This window comes from Streptomyces sp. URMC 124 (assembly GCF_051386455.1).
Lineage (GTDB): Bacteria > Actinomycetota > Actinomycetes > Streptomycetales > Streptomycetaceae > Streptomyces.
On the sequence record NZ_JBPQTS010000263.1, the window covers coordinates 1 to 4893 of the forward strand.

The window sequence follows — 4893 nt, forward strand, 5'->3', positions numbered from 1 at the left end:
CCCGGGGGGCCCGTCGGGCCCCCGGGGGAGGGCGCCCGGGGCGCCGGGTAACGCGCCGGGGCCGCCGCCGGGGGGCCTGCCGGGCCCGCCCGCCGGAACCGGAGCGTCCGCCGGGAGTTCGCGGTCCGCCAGGGCGACCGCCCTGCTGAGCGTCGCCGAGCGGACCGCCTCGCCCTTCTTGATGACGATCGCCTCCACCCGCCGCGTGCCCTCCGCGGCGGCGAACCACCGGGCGAGCCAGCGGGCGAAGTCACGGTCCCGGGCCGCGCTCCGCGGCACCGAGGGCAGGCCGTTGCCGCGCTCGCCGCTCACGTAGCGGGCGATGGCCGGCAGGTGCCGGACGACGGTCTCGATGGGGATCATGTACGACAGGTGCAGCCGCTGGTCGGCGGGCGCGGCGGAGGAGCGGTCGTCGTAGCGGCTGACGACCATGCCGAGGACGCGGTGGGTCTTCGCGTCCGTCACGGCGGCGCCGCTGAAGCCGGGGCGGACCGTCTCCTCGGGCGTGACGGGGAACATCTGCACCCACTCGCCGCGCGGCCCCGACGGCCCGGCGAGGGTGGCCCGGAACCACACCCCGTCCTTGAGCTCCCGGGTGCTGGGGAAGCCGCACATCCACACGGTCCGGCCGCGCGTGGGGGCGACCCGGTGCAGCGGGGCGGCGTGGCGGACGTCCTGCGGCTCGTCCAGCGTGAGCAGGGCGACGTCGCCCCGGGAGTCCGCCAGCTCGGGCACCCAGCAGCCGTCGGCCACGCGGGCCGGCACCGGGCGGGCGCCGGGCACCCCGACCAGCTCGACCAGCACCTCGCCGGTGGGGACGCCCGGAGCGGCGGCGTCGCCGGGGCCGGCGGGAATGACGTGGGCGCAGGTGAGGACCGCGTCGGCGGCCAGCAGGATGCCGGCGCCCAGGACGTCCCCGCCGGACGTGGAAATGCGGACCCGCCAAGTCTCGCCGCGCACCTCGGTGTTGACGGGGACCTCGGTCTCCTCCCCCATGGGCGCAGAGCATACGCGCGCCCCCGGCGGAAGTGCCCCCTCCGGCTGTGGGGTCACCGTTCCGTGTGATGCGCGGCGGGCGCCGTGCGCCCCTGGGGTTCACCCGTTTGCCACGTCCGGCGGATGATATTCCGGTTACCGTACGGTCACCCTCCGTGGCCTGCTCTTAAGCCTGCCGGGCACGGCCCGCGGGCCGTTCCGCACCGGTCGTTCTGATGTGACGTCAGGGTGCGGGAGGGGCCGGATCCCGGTTCGCTCGGCTCTGAGGAGCGCGGACCCCCCACTCCTTTCGGTGGCACATCGAAGTGCCGCGGCCGCGCTCACGGAGGAACAAGCATGCGTAACTCACGAGTGCTCACCGGGACCGCCCTGTCCATAGCCGCCCTCGGGCTGGCGAGCGCTCCCGCGCTCGCCGGGGACTTCGGCAAGCTGGAAGTCGGCCCGAACCCCGCGAAGCCCGGCGCCGAGGTCACGGTGAACACCACCGCCTGCGGCGCCAACGGCTCGGGCACGGGCGACGCCAGCGCCGTCGGCGGCCCGGCCTCGTTCCAGCTCAAGCCCGGCTCGCAGAAGGAGTCCGTCGGCGGCACCTTCAAGGTCCCCAACAGCGCCAAGGCCGGCACGTACGGCATCGGCGTGAAGTGTCACAGCGGCAAGGAGGCCACGGGTGACCTCGTCGTCTCCACCGGCGCGGGACCGGGGTCCGGCTCGGGCTCGAATTCCGGATCGGGCTCCGGTTCGGGTTCCGGCTCCGGATCGAGTGCGAGCCCCGGCACGGGCAGCGGCTCGGGCTCCGGTTCCTCCACGACCCCCGCCAAGCCCCCGAAGGGCGGCATGAAGACCGGTGTGGGCTCCACCAGCGACGACTCGGGCATGACCGAGCTCATGGCGGGCGCGGCCGTGCTGGCCACCGCGGCGGTGGGCGGCACCTGGTACCTGCGGCGCCGTGGCAGCAGCGGCAACCGGGTCTGACGCGCCCCCGGCGGGCTCCGTTCCCCGGTCCCCGAACGCGCGCGCGTCCGGGGGCCAGGGGCGCGGTGGAGGAGATCCATGTCCCAGTCGCAGAACGCAGGCGAAGGCCGGCGCTCCCGAGGAAGGACCCGAACCACCCGTGGGGAGAACCTTGGGACGCACGGCGCGGCTCCGGCCGCTGAACCCGCCCCGGACCGGGCCGTCCGCAGGACGCACGGTTCCCGCAAGCCGCGGAACTCGCGGCGGATGCGCCGCAACCCCAACCGGCGGGCAGCCCCGGCGGCTACGGCGCTCCCGGTCTCCGCCGGGCGCCGCACGCCCCTCCGGGCCGGCCCGCCCGGCGCGCGCCGTCCGCACCCTTCCCGGCGTTCCCCGTCGTCCTCACCGGCGCGCGAGTCCCGCCGCAAGGCCGTCGCCGCGGCGTGCATCGCCGTCGCCCTGTGCTTCGGGAGCTGGCTGATCCAGCGCGGTGCCGACATCCAGGACCCGCCGCCGGTGCCCTCCGCGGCCGAGGCGTTCCCGGCCGCCGGGCCGCCCGCGGGGCCGGTGCGCGGCGAGCGCGCCGTGCCGCCGCTGCCGGTCGCCGTGCCCACGCGGGTCCGGATCCCCGCGATCGACGTGGACGCGCCGCTGCAGCCGCTGGGCCTGCTGCCGGACGGCAGCCTCTCCAGCCCGCGGGACGACGAGACCAACCTCGCCGGCTGGTACGCCGACGGGGCGGCGCCCGGCGCGACCGGCACCGCCGTCGTCGCCGGCCACGTCGACACCGCCACCGGGCCGGCCGTCTTCTACAACCTCGGCGCCCTGAAGAAGGGATACCGGGTGGAGGTGGCGCGCGCGGACGGCCGTACGGCGCTGTTCACCATCGACGCGATCGAGGTGTACAGCCGGACGGACTTCCCCTCGCAGAAGGTGTACGGACCCTCGAAGCGCGCCGAGCTGCGGGTGATCACCTGCGGCGGGGGGTTCTCCGAGGAGAGCCACGCCTACCTGGGCAACGTGGTCGTCTACGCCCACCTCACCGGGGTCAGGTGAGGCCCTCGGTCCGCAGGTCCGCGAGCAGCTCCAGGATCCGCTCGCCGTGCTTGGCCAGCTTGCTCTCGCCGACGCCGCTCACCCCGGACAGTGCTTCGAGCGAGGCGGGAGCAGCCGTGGCGATCTCCCGCAGCGTCGCGTCATGGAAGATCACGTAGGCGGGGACGCCCTGCTCCTTCGCGGTGGCCGCGCGCCAGGCCCGCAGCGCCTCGAAGACCGGGACCGCCTCGGCGGGCAGGTCGGCGGGCGCGGCCTTCTTGCCGGAGCCGGAGCCCGAGCCGCCCGACTTCGCCGAGGCCCGCGCCGGCCGCTCGGGCTCGCTGCGCAGCCGCACCTCGCGCCGGCCGCCGAGCACCTCGCCGCTGGCCTCCGTGAGGACGAGCGTGCCGTAGTCCCCCTCGACGGCGAGCAGGCCCTGTGCCAGCAGCTGCCGCACCACGCCCCGCCACTGCGCGACGCTCAGCTCGGTGCCGATGCCGAAGACGGTGAGGCCGTCGTGGTCGTGCTGGATGACCTTCGCGGTCTTCTTGCCGAGCAGGATGTCGATGATCTGACCCGCGCCGAACTTCTGGCGCCGCTCCCGCGCCAGCCGGTAGACCGCGGAGAGGAACTTCTGGGCGGCGACGGTGCCGTCCCAGGTCACGGCGGGGGTGAGGCAGGTGTCGCAGTTGCCGCAGGGGCCGCTCTCCTGCCCGAAGTAGGCCAGCAGGCCGACCCGGCGGCACTCGACGGTCTCGCACAGGGCCAGCATCGCGTCGAGGTGGGCGGCCAGCCGGCGGCGGTGGGCTTCGTCACCCTCGGAGCCGTCGATCATCTTGCGCTGCTGGACGACGTCCTGCAGGCCGTAGGCGAGCCAGGCCGTGGAGGGCAGGCCGTCGCGCCCGGCGCGGCCCGTCTCCTGGTAGTACCCCTCGACGGACTTGGGCAGGTCGAGGTGGGCGACGAAGCGGACGTCGGGCTTGTCGATGCCCATGCCGAAGGCGATCGTGGCCACCACGACGATTCCGTCCTCGCGCAGGAACCGCGCCTGGTTGGCCGCGCGGGTGCCCGCGTCGAGCCCGGCGTGGTACGGCAGGGCGTCGATGCCGTGCTGCACCAGGAACTGCGCCGTGTCCTCCACGCTCTTGCGGGAGAGGCAGTAGACGACGCCGGCGTCCCCGGCGTGCTCGGTGCGCAGGAGCTCCAGCAGCTGCTTCTTCGGATCGTTCTTCGCAACGATGCGGTACTGGATGTTCGGCCGGTCGAAGCTCGCGACGAAGTGCCGGGCGTCCTGCAGCTTCAGCCGGGACGCGATCTCGGTGTGGGTGGCCTGCGTGGCCGTCGCGGTCAGGGCGATGCGCGGCACGTCCGGCCAGCGCTCGTGCAGGGCGGACAGCGCCAGGTAGTCCGGCCGGAAGTCGTGGCCCCACTGGGCCACGCAGTGCGCCTCGTCGATCGCGAAGAGGGAGATCTTGCCGCGGTCCAGCAGCCGCAGCGTGCTCTCCACGCGCAGCCGCTCCGGCGCGAGGTAGAGCAGATCGAGCTCGTCGGCGAGGAACTCGGCCTCGACCATCCGCCGCTCGTCCCCGTCCTGCGTGGAATTGAGGAAGCCCGCGCGCACACCCAGGGCGCGCAGCGCATCCACCTGGTCCTGCATGAGGGCGATGAGCGGGGAGACGACCACGCCGACGCCGGGCCGGACCAGGGCCGGGATCTGATAGCACAGCGACTTGCCGCCGCCGGTGGGCATCAGGACGAGCGCGTCGCCGCCGGCGACGACGTGCTCGATGACCTCTTCCTGATCGCCCCGGAACGCGTCGTAACCGAAGACGCGCCGCAGGCAGCCCAGGGCCTCGCTGCCCGGGGCGGCGGGCGACGGGGCGGGGTGGCGCCAGGCGACCGGCAGCAGGA

The 4893-nt window shown here is 74.8% G+C and carries 4 protein-coding genes; 2 read left to right on the plus strand and 2 right to left on the minus strand.

The window, feature by feature from the left end:
* The coding region (locus tag ACSNOG_RS31775) for a S1 family peptidase (protein ID WP_436756168.1) at positions 1 to 996 on the minus strand (996 nt) is incomplete at its 3' end.
* A 336-nt stretch (positions 997 to 1332) separates the two neighbouring features.
* On the opposite strand from ACSNOG_RS31775, the gene ACSNOG_RS31780 reads away from it, so the two are divergent.
* Together ACSNOG_RS31780 and ACSNOG_RS31785 are read left to right on the plus strand one after the other, a co-directional pair.
* Positions 1333 to 1968: a hypothetical protein gene (locus tag ACSNOG_RS31780; protein ID WP_436756169.1), complete on the plus strand. Its 636-nt coding sequence runs from the start codon at positions 1333 to 1335 to the stop codon at positions 1966 to 1968.
* A 246-nt stretch (positions 1969 to 2214) separates the two neighbouring features.
* A complete protein-coding gene (locus ACSNOG_RS31785; protein WP_436756170.1) occupies positions 2215 to 3003 on the plus strand; it encodes a class F sortase in 789 nt (262 codons plus the stop codon).
* Here ACSNOG_RS31785 and recQ read toward each other — a convergent pair.
* Positions 2996 to 4888 (minus strand): DNA helicase RecQ, encoded by a 1893-nt coding sequence (recQ, locus tag ACSNOG_RS31790; protein WP_436756171.1) that lies wholly within the window; start codon positions 4886 to 4888, stop codon positions 2996 to 2998. The two genes, ACSNOG_RS31785 and recQ, sit on opposite strands and share 8 nt — an antisense overlap.
* Positions 4889 to 4893: the final 5 nt, after the last annotated feature.

Bases quoted from the DNA above. Each gene is read 5' to 3' on its own strand.
- ACSNOG_RS31780 (WP_436756169.1), top strand. From the start codon at position 1,333: ATGCGTAACTCACGAGTGCTCACCGGGACCGCCCTGTCCATAGCCGCC.
- ACSNOG_RS31785 (WP_436756170.1), top strand. From the start codon at position 2,215: ATGCGCCGCAACCCCAACCGGCGGGCAGCCCCGGCGGCTACGGCGCTC.